This is a genomic window from Mesorhizobium sp. M1A.T.Ca.IN.004.03.1.1 (assembly GCF_003997555.1).
Lineage (GTDB): Bacteria > Pseudomonadota > Alphaproteobacteria > Rhizobiales > Rhizobiaceae > Mesorhizobium.
In genome coordinates this window covers 1-273 of record NZ_RZTV01000301.1, presented here as the reverse complement: position 1 = coordinate 273, position 273 = coordinate 1, and the positions used below count along the sequence as shown (strand labels likewise).

Sequence of the window (273 nt, the reverse complement as noted above, 5' to 3'; positions counted from 1 at the left end):
CGCTTGGCGAACGGGCGGCGCCCCGTCACCGAAATATCGGAGGTGATCGGCATCGATCCGGATACCGGCCTGATCATCGTCGAGCCGATCTTCAATCTCGTCGGCCGCGCCGGCGGCCAGGCCGTGCATGCTTTTACCGGCTACCTGCCGAGCTTCGTCGCCGAGCTCGTCGAGTTCAACGACGACGGCGAAATCGAAAAACTGGACATGTTCGTCTGAGGGCAAAGCGATGAATATCAGCATTCTGCAGATTTTTACGGTCGCCCTCGGCGC

Annotated in this window: 1 pseudogene; it reads left to right on the top strand. The window is 60.4% G+C overall.

Annotation, left to right across the window (positions count from 1 at the left end):
* A pseudogene (locus EOD29_RS31760) lies at positions 1-219 on the top strand (pilus assembly protein); the annotation flags it as partial.
* Positions 220-273 lie beyond the last annotated feature (54 nt).